General features: G+C 43.7%; 13 protein-coding genes. 6 read left to right on the plus strand and 7 right to left on the minus strand.

Translation table 11 applies throughout. The features are described from left to right. Nucleotide 1 precedes the first annotated feature (1 nt). A complete protein-coding gene (gene nagA / locus KHN79_RS04040; RefSeq protein WP_182011397.1) occupies nt 2–1,138 on the minus strand; it encodes an N-acetylglucosamine-6-phosphate deacetylase in 1,137 nt (378 codons plus the stop codon). Between the two features lie 499 nt (nt 1,139–1,637). Here nagA and nagE point away from each other — a divergent pair, with 499 nt between their 5' ends. Both nagE and glnS read left to right on the plus strand, forming a co-directional pair. After that, the gene (nagE, locus tag KHN79_RS04045; RefSeq protein ID WP_182011396.1) at nt 1,638–3,131 is read left to right on the plus strand and encodes an N-acetylglucosamine-specific PTS transporter subunit IIBC; all 1,494 of its coding nucleotides are present in this window, start codon (nt 1,638–1,640) and stop codon (nt 3,129–3,131) included. A gap of 269 nt (nt 3,132–3,400) precedes the next feature. Further along, nucleotides 3,401–5,071: a glutamine--tRNA ligase gene (gene glnS / locus KHN79_RS04050; protein WP_182011395.1), complete on the plus strand. Its 1,671-nt coding sequence runs from the start codon at nt 3,401–3,403 to the stop codon at nt 5,069–5,071. A gap of 104 nt (nt 5,072–5,175) precedes the next feature. On the opposite strand, the gene fcrX is transcribed toward glnS, so the two are convergent. Further along, on the minus strand, nt 5,176–5,625 hold the full coding sequence (gene fcrX, locus KHN79_RS04055; protein ID WP_182011394.1) for a ferric iron uptake transcriptional regulator FcrX: 450 nt from the start codon (nt 5,623–5,625) through the stop codon (nt 5,176–5,178). Between the two features lie 202 nt (nt 5,626–5,827). On the opposite strand from fcrX, the gene KHN79_RS04060 reads away from it, so the two are divergent. Beyond that, the gene (locus tag KHN79_RS04060) at nt 5,828–6,331 is read left to right on the plus strand and encodes a DUF4442 domain-containing protein (protein WP_182011393.1); all 504 of its coding nucleotides are present in this window, start codon (nt 5,828–5,830) and stop codon (nt 6,329–6,331) included. Between the two features lie 218 nt (nt 6,332–6,549). Here KHN79_RS04060 and fldA read toward each other — a convergent pair whose 3' ends face one another. From fldA to KHN79_RS04075, 3 genes are all read right to left on the minus strand, one after another. Next, on the minus strand, nt 6,550–7,083 hold the full coding sequence (gene fldA, locus KHN79_RS04065) for a flavodoxin FldA (RefSeq protein WP_014231139.1): 534 nt from the start codon (nt 7,081–7,083) through the stop codon (nt 6,550–6,552). Nucleotides 7,084–7,131: 48 nt separating this feature from the next. Further along, the gene (locus KHN79_RS04070) at nt 7,132–7,353 is read right to left on the minus strand and encodes a DUF2788 domain-containing protein (RefSeq protein ID WP_005461613.1); all 222 of its coding nucleotides are present in this window, start codon (nt 7,351–7,353) and stop codon (nt 7,132–7,134) included. Between the two features lie 111 nt (nt 7,354–7,464). Continuing rightward, on the minus strand, nt 7,465–8,232 hold the full coding sequence (locus tag KHN79_RS04075; RefSeq protein WP_182011392.1) for an alpha/beta fold hydrolase: 768 nt from the start codon (nt 8,230–8,232) through the stop codon (nt 7,465–7,467). 192 nt (nt 8,233–8,424) lie between these two features. Here KHN79_RS04075 and seqA point away from each other — a divergent pair, with 192 nt between their 5' ends. Both seqA and pgm read left to right on the plus strand, forming a co-directional pair. Continuing rightward, on the plus strand, nt 8,425–8,967 hold the full coding sequence (gene seqA / locus KHN79_RS04080) for a replication initiation negative regulator SeqA (RefSeq protein ID WP_182011391.1): 543 nt from the start codon (nt 8,425–8,427) through the stop codon (nt 8,965–8,967). A gap of 88 nt (nt 8,968–9,055) precedes the next feature. Then, nucleotides 9,056–10,702: a phosphoglucomutase (alpha-D-glucose-1,6-bisphosphate-dependent) gene (gene pgm, locus KHN79_RS04085; RefSeq protein ID WP_182011390.1), complete on the plus strand. Its 1,647-nt coding sequence runs from the start codon at nt 9,056–9,058 to the stop codon at nt 10,700–10,702. A 79-nt stretch (nt 10,703–10,781) separates the two neighbouring features. On the opposite strand, the gene KHN79_RS04090 is transcribed toward pgm, so the two are convergent. Next, nucleotides 10,782–11,540 carry a DUF1853 family protein gene (locus KHN79_RS04090; protein ID WP_182011389.1) on the minus strand — a complete coding sequence of 253 codons (759 nt, stop codon included), beginning with the start codon at nt 11,538–11,540 and terminating at the stop codon, nt 10,782–10,784. 161 nt (nt 11,541–11,701) lie between these two features. Here KHN79_RS04090 and KHN79_RS04095 point away from each other — a divergent pair, with 161 nt between their 5' ends. Then, nucleotides 11,702–12,460, plus strand: coding sequence for a Nif3-like dinuclear metal center hexameric protein (locus KHN79_RS04095; RefSeq protein WP_182011388.1), 759 nt, complete (start codon nt 11,702–11,704; stop codon nt 12,458–12,460). Between the two features lie 85 nt (nt 12,461–12,545). Here KHN79_RS04095 and KHN79_RS04100 read toward each other — a convergent pair whose 3' ends face one another. Then, nucleotides 12,546–13,835, minus strand: a complete 1,290-nt coding sequence (locus tag KHN79_RS04100) for a citrate synthase (RefSeq protein WP_182011387.1) — start codon at nt 13,833–13,835, stop codon at nt 12,546–12,548. Nucleotides 13,836–14,139 lie beyond the last annotated feature (304 nt).

Genomic DNA, 14,139 nt, shown 5'->3' on the forward strand with positions numbered 1-14,139 from the left:
CTTAATTGTGCTCGTATTGTCCGTTAACAACCGTCGCTTTTACATTGAAGTCACGATCGAAAACAGTCAGGTTTGCAACCATGCCTGTTCGAATTCGGCCAAGTCGTTCCTCTACACCAATTGCTGATGCTGGGTACAGTGTTGCCATTCGTAGAGCTTCGTCTAAAGCGATACCTGCGTGCTCAACTGTATTTTGAACTGCTTCAATCATAGTCAGCGCTGAGCCGCCTAGTGTGCCGTTTTCATCAACACACTTGCCTTCTCGGTAATATACTTTCTTACCGACAAAAATAAAGTGATCCATGTTAGCACCTGCCGGAGCTGTGGCATCCGTCACCAAAACCAGCTTATCTCCTTTGATTTTATGAGCAATTCTGATGTTTGCGTAGTCTACGTGGAAGCCATCGGCAATAATGCCTGCATAAACCTCGGGAGTGTCGTAAATTGCGCCGACGACGCCCGGTTCGCGACCAACCATCGGAGTCATTGCATTAAACAGGTGTGTCGCAAAGCTGATGCCCGCTTCAAAGCCTTTACGTGCCTCTTTGTAAGTGGCATTGGTGTGGCCGATTGAAACCACTACCCCAGCTGCTTTCAGTCGACGAATATGTTCTGGGTTGTTCAGCTCAGGTGCAAGGGTAACTTTGGCGATGATGTCTGTATTTGCACATATCAGTTCAATCATCTCTTCTTCAGAAGGGCGGATAAAGTCGACGCTGTGGATGCCTTTTTTCGCGACGTTAAGATAAGGTCCTTCCAAGTGTAGGCCGAGTGACTGATTCTGATACTTATTGTGGTATTCACGAGCTGCACTGATAGCTTCACGCATATCATCATCGGATGAAGTAATCAGAGTAGGTAAGAAGCTGGTGCATCCCGATTTGAGGTTTGCTTCATGCATGATTTGCATCGTTTCTGCCGTGATATCGTCATTTAACATGACTCCGCCACAACCGTTGAGCTGAAGATCAATGAATCCTGGGCTCAGGTTGGCACCGTTCAGATCTTTCACTTCGATGCCTTTCGGTAATTCGGCAACGGGCACAACAGATTGAATCAGATCGTTTTCGATGATGACCGCATGTTCAGTAAGAACATCACTACCGGTATAAATTTTACAGTTACTTAGCGCGTACATAGTCAGCTAGTCCTTATAGATGAGAAATCAATTTCTGTATTGTTATCTTAATGGTGACTGCTTGAGTCATTTGATTACTTAGTCCGTATCACTGAACTTAGATAACGAATTACATTGAGCAAGTTGCGTTTATCTCGGCCATTGTGGAGTAACTAACTAGTAACGGGCTGAAAATAGTAAATGAACTGTTTTTATATGATTCTTTTTCAGAGCGAAGTTACCGTGGATTACTCGCTGAGATAACAAAATAACACTGATCTTTCCTTGCATAAAGTGCGAGGATCTTATCTTTAATATGCCATTTTTTCGTATAATAAAATAAGTTTTATGATCTCGCTAGCAAAAACCTTCTTTTAGGGGTATTTCTGGTGATTATGATCACAAACAATGAGCTTTTAATTTGCGGAGCAAAATTAATATCATAAACTTAGAGGGACTAAATTGAACGGCTAAAATAAGTCATTCAGCAGAACATCTAATCCTATAGGGGGAACTAAAGGTGAATATTCTTGGATACTTCCAGAAGGTGGGTAAGGCGCTTATGGTGCCGGTTGCCACACTTCCTGCAGCAGCGATACTCATGGGTATTGGCTACTGGATCGACCCAAATGGCTGGGGTGCAAACAGTGCACTAGCCGCATTCTTAATTAAAGCTGGCGCGGCAATCATTGACAATATGTCAGTTCTGTTTGCAGTCGGTGTTGCTTACGGGATGTCTAAAGACAAAGATGGTGCTGCAGCGCTTTCTGGTTTCGTAGGCTTCCTTGTGGTTACCACACTTCTTGCTCCTGGCGCAGTAGCACAAATTCAAGGTATTGACCCAAGTGAAGTGCCAGCGGCATTCGGTAAAATTCAAAACCAGTTTGTAGGTATCTTAGTTGGTATCGTTTCTGCAGAATTGTACAACCGTTTCTCACACGTAGAACTTCACAAAGCTCTAGCCTTCTTCTCTGGTAAGCGTCTGGTACCTATCCTGACATCGTTTGCTGGTATCGTGATTGCTTTCGTGTTGATGTACGTGTGGCCAACCGTATATGGCGGCTTGGTAAGCTTCGGTGAAAGTATTCAAGGTATGGGTGAAGCTGGTGCAGGTATTTATGCATTCTTTAACCGTCTTCTGATTCCTGTGGGCCTACACCATGCATTGAACTCTGTATTCTGGTTCGACGTTGCAGGTATCAACGATATCCCTAACTTCCTTGGCGGCGCGAAGTCTATCGCTGAAGGCACGGCAACTGTTGGTGTGACTGGTATGTACCAGGCTGGTTTCTTCCCAATCATGATGTTTGGTCTGCCGGGTGCAGCGCTAGCTATGTACCATACTGCGAAATCGAAGAATAAAGAAAAAGTTGCCTCTATCATGATTGCAGCCGCGTTCGCTTCATTCTTTACTGGTGTTACTGAGCCGTTAGAGTTCGCGTTTATGTTCTTAGCTCCTGGCCTATACGTGCTTCACGCTGCGCTTACTGGTCTATCAGTTTACCTTGCAGCATCAATGCACTGGATTGCGGGCTTCGGCTTCTCTGCAGGTCTTGTTGACTTAGTATTGTCAACTCGCAACCCACTGGCAGTGAACTGGTTCATGTTAATTGTTCAGGGTCTAGGTTTCTTTGCGGTGTACTACTTCGTGTTCCGTACTGTGATTGTGAAGTTTGGTCTTAAAACACCAGGTCGTGAAGATGACGAAGAAACGTCCTCTAAAGTTGCCGGTTCAAGCAACTCTTCTGAGTTAGCTCGTCAATACCTAAAAGCGCTTGGTGGTCATGACAACCTAAGTTCGATTGATGCATGTATTACTCGTCTGCGCCTTTCAGTTAAAGATATGAGCGTTATCAACGAGAAAACACTGAAAGATTTAGGTGCGATGGGTGTAGTGAAACTTGGTACGAACAACCTGCAAGTGATTCTTGGTCCATTAGCAGAGATTGTGGCTGGTGAGATGAAAAACGTATCAAAAGATGAAGACTTAAGTGGTGTTCATCTGCCTGCCTAACAGCTAAATTGTGGTGAGTTTATCTGCTGTTCGATAATGCAAATAATTTGTAGCCACAAAATTTAGAAAGACCTCCTTCGGGAGGTCTTTTTTATATTGTTCTGCTGTGTTTTCACTCTAACTCGATAAATATTGCCGTTTTAATGACAGTTCTTGTTGTCTAATCGTTTAGAATTGTGGATCATTAGGAACAATGCACTCTGTAATTCCTAGTTCGGATACAGAGTACCGTTTTCTCTGACAATACTATTATTTTTGAGGTGCTATAGATGAGTGAAGCTGATGCTCGTCCATCAAACTTCATTCGCCAGATCATTGATAAGGATCTAGCGGATGGTAAACACACTAGCGTGCATACTCGATTCCCGCCGGAACCAAATGGTTACCTGCATATCGGTCATGCTAAGTCTATCTGTTTGAACTTCGGTATTGCTCAGGACTATCAGGGTCAATGTAACTTACGTTTTGATGATACTAACCCTGAAAAAGAAGACATCGAATACGTTGAGTCTATCAAGAAAGATGTAAACTGGTTGGGCTTCGAGTGGAGTGGTGAAGTATGTTACTCATCAAACTACTTTGATAAGCTTTACGAATATGCAATTGAATTGATTAATAAAGGCTTAGCGTATGTAGATGAGCTAAGTCCAGAGCAGATTCGTGAGTACCGTGGCACGCTGAAAGCGCCAGGTAAACCAAGTCCGTACCGTGATCGCCCTGTTGAAGAAAACCTAGCGTTGTTTGAAAAAATGCGTGCTGGTGAGTTTGAAGAAGGTAAAGCATGTCTTCGCGCGAAGATTGATATGGGCTCTTCTTTCATGGTTATGCGCGATCCGGTTCTGTACCGTGTTCGTTTTGCGACTCACCATCAAACTGGTGATAAGTGGTGCATTTATCCGATGTACGACTTCACACACTGTATCTCAGATGCTTTAGAAGGTATTACACACTCAATTTGTACTCTTGAGTTTATGGATAACCGTCGTCTTTACGACTGGGTACTGGACAACATTACAATTGATTGTCGTCCGCACCAATACGAGTTCAGCCGTCTAAACCTTGAATACACAGTAATGTCTAAGCGTAAGCTGAACCAACTAGTGACTGAAAAGCTGGTTAACGGTTGGGATGACCCACGTATGCCAACCGTTTCTGGTTTGCGTCGCCGCGGCTTTACACCTGCGTCTATTCGTGAGTTTTGTAAGCGCATCGGTGTTACCAAACAAGACAACATGATTGAGTTTAGCTCTCTTGAATCTTGTATCCGTGATGATCTGAATGAAAACGCACCGCGTGCAATGGCTGTGTTAGACCCTGTAAAGTTAGTTATCGAAAACTTTGAAGCGGGTAAGGTTGAGAACCTGACATTAGCTAACCATCCAAATAAACCTGAAATGGGTGAACGTGAAGTACCGTTTACTCGCGAAGTTTGGATTGAACGCGAAGACTTCCGTGAAGAAGCGAACAAGAAGTACAAGCGTTTGGTGCTAGGTAAAGAAGTTCGTCTTCGTGGTGCTTATGTGATTAAAGCTGAGCGTGTTGAAAAAGACGCTGAAGGCAACATCACGACAATTTTCTGTAGTTACGATGCAGATACTCTGGGTAAAAACCCAGCTGATGGTCGTAAGGTTAAAGGCGTAATCCACTGGGTATCAGCGGATAAAGCACTTCCAGCAGAAATTCGTCTATATGACCGACTATTTACTGTACCAAACCCTGGTGCTGCAGATGATTTTGCTGCAACGATTAACCCTGAATCCCTTGTTGTGATCAACGGTTTTGTTGAGCCAAGTCTTGGCTCTGCTGAGGCTGAAAAAGTCTACCAATTTGAGCGTATGGGTTACTTCTGTGCTGATTCTAAAGAGTCAACGTCAGATAGCCTAGTGTTCAACCGTACAGTAGGTCTTCGCGATACATGGGCAAAAATTGAAGCTAAGTAATTGCGAGTCATAATAAAAATGCCAGTCTTGTGACTGGCATTTTTTATATTTGCTAACTGAACAACTGACAAAATAAAAGCGCTCTATGAGCGCTTTTTTGGTGTTTATTTCTTTGGTTTGTGTGCGTTAGGATCGTTTTTACAACTACCGTCACCACATTTGCCGTACAAGTAAAGGCTGTGGTTAGTTAAGGTTACGTTGTATTTAGACGCTATTTCTTTTTGACGCTCTTCGATAAGATCGTCAGAAAACTCAATAACCTCGCCACAATCCAGGCAAACTAGGTGGTCATGGTGATGTTGCGTTGAAAGTTCGAAGACTGATTTACCACCTTCGAAGTGGTGACGAGTGACGATACCTGCATCGTCGAACTGGTTTAGTACTCGGTAAACCGTAGCTAGGCCAATTTCCTCACCTAGATCAATCAACTTTTTGTACAAATCCTCAGCACTGATGTGCTGGCAGTCTGGCTGCTGAAGTACTTCTAGAATTTTTAGCCTTGGAAGGGTCACTTTTAAGCCCGCATCCTTCAGCGCCTGATTATTATCTGACATATACTTTCCCGTTGGATCATCTGCAGCGATTTAACAGAATTCAATATTCCTACCATTATAGGCGAAGCGCTATAAACATTAAACCACGAACTTCAAAGGGTTAATATATTCTTTCTTTGTAAATTAGAAATCGGTCAATTATATTAGAGATCATACCAGTTACATTTTAGTAACATCAGTAACGTAGAGAGCAGGGACTGCAATGGATAAGCGAATCGCCAAAATTTATAAACCGGGCATCATAAAATTCGGGCTCAACCTTTGGCCGCCATTTTGGGGATCTGGAATCAAAATCTTACATATTTCCGAAGACTTTCGGTTGGTAAAAGTGCGTTTGAAGCTCAGCTGGTGGAACAAAAACGCTAATAGAACTCAATATGGCGGAAGTATCTTTTCTCTGACTGATCCCATCTATTCAATGATGCTTATCGGGATTCTGAAGGAGGAATATTATGTCTGGGATAAAGAGGCGAGCATAAACTTTATTAAACCGGGACACAGTGATTTATTCGCCGACTTTGAAATCTCAGAAGGAATGATTGAAGAGATACTGAAAAGGACACGTAGTGGCGATAAATGGTTTCCCGAGTTCATCATTTATGTCAAAGATCAGGACGGGAACGTGGTGTCTGAAGTGAAACGTAAGCTTTATGTTCGCAAAAAGCCCCAATATCGAGAGGATGAAGTCGCGACAGAAGTTTCATAATACCAATCACAGTAAATAAGTGTTCAAAAATAGCGCAGGAAAAATGCTTGAGAACAAGGCGAACTTTTTCGATAAGTAATTATTCTACAATCAAAAAGTTCAAGGTAGTTATCGAGTGTTTTAACAAGCTAGAATGACCAGTTATTTACTACGATTGGTATAATCATTACTTACAAAAAGACCTCCTTAGAGGAGGTCTTTTCAAGTTCTGTATTAGCTTAGCCTTCAAGCTCAGCCAGACACATCTCTTCGTAAATCTGTTTTACCCAGTTTTCGACACGCTCGTCAGTTAACTCAGGCTGACGATCTTCGTCAATGCATAAGCCTACGAACTGGCTGTCATCACCTTCAACAAGTGCTTTAGACGCTTCGAACTCGTAGCCTTCGGTCGATGTGTGACCCAAGATAGTACCGCCTTTTGATTCAACGATGTCACGTACTGTGCCCATTGCATCACAGAAGTACTCTGCGTAGTCTTCTTGATCACCACAACCAAAGATAGCGACTAACTTGGTAGAGAAGTCGATTTGCTCTAGCTCTGGGAAGAAGTCATCCCAGTCACACTGTGCTTCACCATAGTACCAAGTTGGGATACCCAGAAGTAGAAGATCAAAGTTATCAATGTCTTCTTTGCTGCTTTTCGCGATGTCTTGAACGTGAACTAGTTGCTTTCCTAGTTGCTTTTGAATCATCTTTGCAACGGCTTCAGTATTACCTGTGTCGCTACCGAAGAAGATACCTACACTTGCCATAGAGTCTATACCTTTACATTGTTTGTTGTTGGCTATGGTACTAAGGGGTTAGCCTAACCCCGAGCCTTCCCAAGTCAGCTGAATTATACCTTTTGCGATAAAGCCAGCACAGCCTAGAAAAAGGACTAACCATACAATACGACGACCAAAAACAGGTACATTGCCTTGCTTCAGTACATCTTTTATCGCCATCCCGATGAAGAAGAAGATAGCAGCAAAAAGAAGATCGAGCCCGATAGATTCGAGCATATCCATGTAGTCGTAGAGCATTGTAGTCCTTCATGCCGAAAATTATTGCGCGCACTATACCACTGTTAAACGGTAAAGTTAATGCACTACAAGAAGGGTTATCTCAATAATCGATGCTAGCTTGTCAATTTGTTAAGCCGTAATGTATTTCCGAATCGCTCGCATGACTTCTGCGGGCTTTTCTGCGTGCAACCAATGGCCAGTGTTAGCAATAATATGCGCTTTAGCTTGCTTAAACTGTTTCTGTACGGCTGCCTGGTGCTCTGGCATTAGATAATCGGAATCGCCACCTTTTACAAAAAGAGTCGGGATCTCAGTCGGGGTGATCTCTTGCCAGCCGATGATCTCTGCGTAATTGTCTGACAGGCTTTTAACGTTAAAGCGCCAAGCCATTTTATTGCCTTCTTTATAAAGCGATTTGGAGAGAAACTGTCTGACACCGTCAATCTCAATGTGCTGAGCGAGAATATCCATTGCTTGCTGGCGATTGGTTGGCTCTTGCTCAATTACAGCTCGTAAGCCGTTAAACACGTTCTCATGACGGTTTGTCGTGTAGGCGACGGGAGCCATGTCTAATACTACTAACTGTTTAACAAACTGTGGCGCAATATCTGCAAGTTTCATTGCGACTTTACCACCCATTGAGTGACCAACAATGATGGAGGGTTCAACATCTAAATGGCCTAGTAAATTAGCAACGTCTTGCGCCATTTCGGTATAGGTATGTGTATCTGAATGAAACGAAAGGCCATGGTTTCGCAGGTCTACACTGATGACAGAGTGATCCTGGACCAGATCGCGAGCCAATAGTCCCAGATTGCTTAAACTACCAAACAATCCATGAATCAAAACAACCGTTTGGCCTTGGCCTTCTTGCTTATAGTTGAGTAATGCTGACATTTTATCTTATTTGTGATGAGTTTTACGTGGAGTATCCGCAAGGATCTGGTTATATACCCAAATGACCCAGAATCACCAGATCTTCAAATTGTTATCTCGACTGCGAGCCAAGTCATTCTTGCTTAACCTAGCTTCTTGAGGCGATTTGGGTATAATTCCCCAGAGTTTAAACATTGAGAATGTGAAAAGCGAATGAAAACAATTGAGGTTGATGAGGATCTGTACCGTTACATTGCTGGTCAAACTAAGCATATCGGTGAAAGTGCCTCGGATATTTTGCGACGCCTTTTAAACCTTGATGGTCAGTTGCAGGAAGCAAAAGTTGCGCCTGTAGTAGAGAAGCCACAAGGGATTGTAGTAAGTAAAGATGCAGGTAAGACAGAACAAATCGACACAGTGAAGGCAATGCGCTCACTGTTGATCTCTGATGAGTTTGCCGATCTTAAGAAAGCGATTGATCGCTTCATGTTGGTTCTGTCAACGTTACATAAGTTAAATCCAGAAGGTTTCGCACAAGCGACAAATGTAAAGGGACGTAAGCGCGTTTACTTTGCTGATAATGAAGAAACCTTGCTGGCTAACGGCAATACAACGAAACCTAAAGCCATTCCTGAAACACCATTTTGGGTTATCACCAATAACAATACCAGTCGTAAGAGACAGATGGTTGAGCAAGTGATGACGCACATGGGTTTCCAGCCGGACTTGATAGAGAAAGTAACTGGTTCAATTTAAGAAACCTGATAGAAGCCTCATAATGTGTAGCATTTAGCATATATTATGAGGCTTTTTAGTTTGCTATTTTTAAAAAAGGATGTCAGATATGGCTATGCACCCTCGTGCTGGGCAAAGAGCGCAGCAGGAAGATCTTCATAATATTCCAGCCTTAGTTGCTAATTACTTCCTGCTTCAACCCGATGCGACCAACTCAGAACATAAGGTTCAGTTTGGTACATCAGGTCACCGTGGTACTGCAGACAAGCATACTTTTAACGAAAACCACATTCTGGCAATCGCTCAGGCAGTTGCAGAGGTACGGGCTGAGCAGGGAACAACAGGACCACTGTTTGTGGGTAAAGATACTCATGCATTGTCTGAGCCTGCGTTTTCAAGCGTTATCGAAGTTTTGATTGCGAACGGTGTTAAAGTGATAGTTCAGCAGGATAATGGCTACACACCGACTCCTGGCATCTCTCACGCTATTCTGACTTACAACATCAAACACGACGAAAAAGCTGATGGTATTGTGATCACACCATCTCACAATCCACCTCAAGATGGCGGTATCAAATATAACCCTACTCATGGTGGTCCGGCGGAAGCTGAGCTGACTCAAGCGATTGAAGATCGCGCGAACGAGCTTATTGCCGATGGTTTAAAAGGTGTTAAACGTCTGCCATTGCAAGAAGCTAAGTCTTCTGATTTGTTCGTTGAAGTTGATTTAGTCAAACCGTATATCGATGATTTGGTTAACGTTATCGATATGGAAGCGATCCAAAAAGCCAATCTAAAAATTGGTGTAGATCCACTTGGCGGTAGCGGCATCGACTACTGGCGCCAAATCGGTCAGGCGTACAACCTGGATCTTACCTTGGTGAGCGAAGCGATTGACCCATCGTTCCAGTTTATGTCACTGGACAAAGATGGCGTAGTTCGTATGGACTGTTCGTCTCCTTACGCAATGGCTGGTCTGTTAGCACTGAAAGATGAATACGACTTAGCATTTGGTAACGACCCGGATTATGACCGCCACGGTATTGTTACACCTAAAGGTTTAATGAACCCAAACCATTACCTGGCAGTTTGTATTGACTACTTATATCGTCATCGCAACGCTTGGGGTAAAGATGTCGCTGTGGGTAAGACGCTGGTTTCCAGTGCTCTTATCGATCGCGTTGTTGCTGATCTGGGCCGCGAGCTGTGTGAAGTACCTGTTGGCTTTAAGTGGTTTGTTGACGGACTATATACGGGTAAGTTCGGCTTTGGTGGTGAAGAAAGTGCCGGTGCGTCTTTCTTGCGTAAAGACGGTACGCCGTGGTCTACTGATAAAGATGGTATTCTACTTTGTCTACTTGCGGCAGAAATCACAGCAGTAACGGGTAAAAACCCTCAAGAGTACTACGAAGAGTTGGCCGCTAAACACGGTGAATCTAAGTACAACCGTATCCAAGCAGTAGCAAACGGTCCGCAAAAAGACGTGTTGAAGAAGTTGTCGCCAGAAATGGTCTCTGCAGAAACACTAGCCGGTGACGTAATCACAGCTCGACTTACTCATGCTCCTGGTAACGGCGCTGCGATCGGCGGCTTGAAAGTGACAACAGAAAACGGCTGGTTTGCTGCTCGCCCGTCTGGTACGGAAGATATTTACAAGATCTACTGTGAGAGCTTCAAAGGTGAAGAGCACCTGAAACAGATTGAAGCGGAAGCACAAGAGATTGTTAATCAGGTATTTGCAGCGGCTGGGTTGTAATACGTCACAATTGCTATTAGAACATTAAGATTTAAATCAAGGGCTGACCATGTGTCAGCCCTTTGTATTTTATGGATGTCTATTCCTTGTTTGGCCAGGAATCTTCTACAACAAACCAAAATTGACCACTTTTGGTCTGAGCGTGAACAAATTTCCCTGACGGTTTTTCTATTGGTTCTAAATGTTCTTCGGTACCAATTGCCCACATTGGCTTAGACAGAGAATACAGGGGCTCGCCAATTTGCTCCCATTGGCTTTGATAACACCAATAGCCGGATATTTGGGTTTGCTCTAGCCCATAACCTAAACAGTCCGCGGGGATGTGTTCTTCACAAAAGGGGTTGATGTAAAGGCGTCCCTGCATTAGCAAGCGCTCTACCGGAGGAGTCTCAAGAGGAAATAGTTCCCGGAACTCGGGCCTGTCGCTCATCTTCAACTGATGGGTCAGCATTCTATCCAGCTTTTTGTCCAGTTGATCGTGGGCATTAGGCCCGTACCAGACACCCTGGTGAAGAAGGTAAAACTTAATTGCCACTTCCCAGTGTTCAATCTGTCCTGACTCGGTATTTTTCAATATCAAATCTACAGCGCCTATGGTTCGTCCGTCAGGGGCATTTAGTTGAATCTCTTCTGCCACTATTTGGTAGTGATGAGAATTAGATAGCAGCATGGTACATAAGTGCTGATAGAGAAAGCCGAGTCTTGGGTTGCCGTTGTACTCTTCAGACGCGCATAAAGGAGGTGCGGATACCTCTTCAAGAGTTACAAAGGGCGCTCGTAATTGAAAAAGTGGTGGCGACGTTGCGATCCATTGATAAAAACGTTGCAGTTGATTCATCGCTTTCCTCTTCCCTTTGGTTCCGAACAATAAGATGCTACGCAATTGTAACGAATTTTGACGGCTGTGGGCAAAGGAGATCTGGCATCAACAACTCGGTTCGATATACACTTTATATACGACGCTATCTGGGGAATATGCACTGGAAATTGGACTTGATGATGAATAATTTAAAGCTAGAACAGATTCTTAACGACAAACTTTCACCGCAGTTAATTAAAGATTACGCTCCGAATGGATTGCAGGTAGAGGGCACATCAGCGGTGAAGCGTATTGTCACTGGTGTCACTGCTTCACAAGCTTTGATTGATAAGGCTGTTGAACTTAACGCCGATGCTTTGCTTGTCCATCATGGTTACTTCTGGAAAGGTGAGCCTGAGCCCATCCGTGGCATGAAGGGAAAGCGGATCCGTAGTTTAATTAAGAATGACATCAACTTATATGGTTATCATCTACCGCTAGATATTCACCCAGAACTCGGAAACAACGTTGAGCTTGCTCGTCTGCTTGAAATTGAAGTTGAAGGCGGCTTGGAAGGGCATCCACAGTCAGTAGCGATGTATGGACGTTTGAAAAAGCCGATGACAGGTGCTGAATTTGCGAGCAAGATCAACCAAGTGCTTGATAGAGAACCTCTGCACATCGCTCCTGAAAATGCAGATAAAATGATCGAGACCGTAGGTTGGTGTACGGGGGGCGGTCAAGATTTCATTGAGTTAGCTGTTCAGCATGGATTGGATGCGTTTATTTCCGGTGAGATTTCTGAGCGTACGACGTATACAGCACGTGAGATGGATATTCATTATTTTGCAGCGGGTCACCATGCAACAGAGCGTTACGGCATCAAAGCGCTTGGAAAGTGGTTAGCTGACGAATACGGCTTACTGGTTGAGTTTATAGATATTGATAATCCGGTTTAACATACGTTAACTGCCAAAATGAAAAAAGGGTTGAGACTTACATCTCAACCCTTTTTACCTTTTTATAAGGTATTTAGCTGATGGATTACTCACGCTCATGAAGAGGTGAAAATTCACGCTGTGCGTCACCAGTGTATAGCTGACGAGGACGACCGATACGGTTCAGCGGATCGCTGTGCATCTCGTTCCAGTGAGCAATCCAGCCAATCGTACGGGAAATCGCGAAGATAACCGTAAACATTGATACCGGAATACCTATCGCCTTAAGAATGATACCTGAGTAGAAGTCTACGTTCGGGTACAGTTTCTTAGAAACGAAGTACTCATCAGAAAGAGCGATACGCTCAAGTTCCATTGCAACGTCTAGTAGAGGATCTTGAATGTTTAGCTCTTTTAGAACTTCGTGACACGTTTCACGCATTACTGTTGCACGTGGATCGTAGTTCTTGTAAACACGGTGACCAAAGCCCATTAAACGGAATGGGTCATCTTTGTCTTTCGCACGCTCAACGTATTCCGGGATGTTATCAACGCTGCCGATTTCTTCCAGCATCTTCAGACATGCTTCATTAGCGCCGCCGTGAGCAGGGCCCCAAAGGGATGCAATACCAGCAGCAATACATGCGAATGGGTTTGCACCGGAAGAGCCAGCCAGACGTACAGTTGACGTTGAAGCATTTTGCTCATGATCTGCGTGTAGCGTGAAGATTTTATCCATAGCACGCGCTACTACAGGGTTTACTTCATACTCTTCACATGGGTTTGCGAACATCATGTGCAGGTAGTTTTCCGCGTAGCTTAAGTCGTTACGAGGGTAGATAAAAGGCTGGCCGATTGAGTATTTGTAACACATCGCCGCCAATGTAGGCATTTTTGAAATCAGACGGTACGCCGCAATTTCGCGGTGTTCGTCGTTATTCACGTCAAGAGAATCGTGGTAGAACGCTGCAAGCGCTCCAACTACACCACACATTACTGCCATTGGGTGAGCGTCACGTCGGAAGCCGTGGAAGAAGCTTGCGATTTGCTCATGTACCATAGTATGACGAGTAACAGTTTTCTTGAACTTCTCGTATTGGTCTCGGGTAGGGGCTTCACCATAAAGAAGGATGTAACATACTTCGAGGTAATCTGCGTTATTGGCTAACTGATCAATCGGGAAACCGCGGTGTAAAAGTATACCTTTGCCACCATCGATGTAAGTGATTGATGATTCACAGGATGCCGTGGCAAGAAAACCAGGGTCAAAAGTAAAGTAACCATTGGCTCCCAGTTTACGAACATCAATTACAGGGGTACCTAAAGTACCTTCCATAATTGGCAGTTCGATTGGTGCTTGGCCTTCAACATGAAGGGTAGCTTTCTTATCCGCCATAACAATCTCCTTTGTTTATTATTTAATCCGTCCAGGATGTTTGTGTGCCATGTTTTTACTGTTGTTAAAGAGTAAAGTCAATTTTTCTCCAGCTTTGTGTGCACTTGTTTTGATTTTTTCTTGGTAAATCGTTAAAAATCTGTTCTATGTAGCATAATTTGTTACACCAATTGTATTAGAATGTTGCTCGCCGTATATTGGCAATGAAAATTTTGGTTAAATCCTTATAAATTCGGGGCTATAACAAAGAGTGAGGCTTGGTGATGGTTCCCGTTGTTAACAAGTTGTTTACAATTATCTCGGT

It is taken from the genome of Vibrio sp. B1FLJ16, assembly GCF_905175385.1.
In the GTDB taxonomy this organism is placed as follows: Bacteria; Pseudomonadota; Gammaproteobacteria; order Enterobacterales; family Vibrionaceae; genus Vibrio.